The sequence below is a fragment of the Streptomyces sp. AC627_RSS907 genome (assembly GCF_019049165.1).
Window position 1 is genome coordinate 1 of record NZ_JAGMUE010001323.1, and the last position, 743, is coordinate 743.

Annotated in this window: 1 protein-coding gene; it reads left to right on the plus strand. The window is 75.5% G+C overall.

Annotated elements, in window-relative coordinates; all coding sequences use genetic code 11:
- Positions 1-41: 41 nt before the first annotated feature.
- The coding region (locus KUM32_RS41715) for a PEP-utilizing enzyme (protein ID WP_254406810.1) at positions 42-743 on the plus strand (702 nt) is incomplete at its 3' end.

Sequence of the window (743 nt, forward strand, 5' to 3'; positions counted from 1 at the left end):
GATGCGTTGGGTTTCATCGGGTGGAACGGGAGATGGGTGTCATGGAGACGGTGCTGCGTGGCGTCGGCGTGAGCGACGGGGTAGCGGTGGGCGAGGTGCGCCACATGGGCACCGCCGTGCTGGAACCGCCGGTGCGTACGGTCGCCGCCGACGAGGTGGAGCGAGAGCAGGCGCGCGCTCGGCAGGCCGTGGAGTGGGTGGCCGCCGACCTGGTGGCGCGCGGCAACCTAGCGGGCGGCGAGGCCCAGGCCGTGCTCGAGGCGCAGGCGCTGATGGCGCGCGACCCGGAGCTGGCCACCGACGTGGAGCGCCGGATCGCCGAGGGCAGCACGGCCGAGCGCGCCGTCTACGACGCGTTCGCCGCCTACCGGGTGCTGCTCCTGGGAGCCGGCGACTACCTGGCCGGCCGGGTCGCGGACCTGGACGACGTACGCAACCGCCTGGTGGCCCGCCTCCTCGGCGTGCCGATGCCGGGCGTGCCCGACAGCGACTACCCGTACGTGCTGGTCGCGCGGGACCTGGCGCCGGCCGACACGGCGCTGCTCGACCCGGCGCTCGTGCTGGGCTTCGTCACCCAGGAGGGCGGTCCCACCAGCCACAGCGCGATCCTCGCGCGGGCGCTCGGGGTGCCCGCCGTGGTCGCGGTGCCCGGGGCCGGCGAACTCGTGGAGGGCACCACGGTGGCGCTGGACGGCTCCGACGGCCAGGTCGTGATCGAGCCGGGCGAGGAGCTGCGGGCCGAG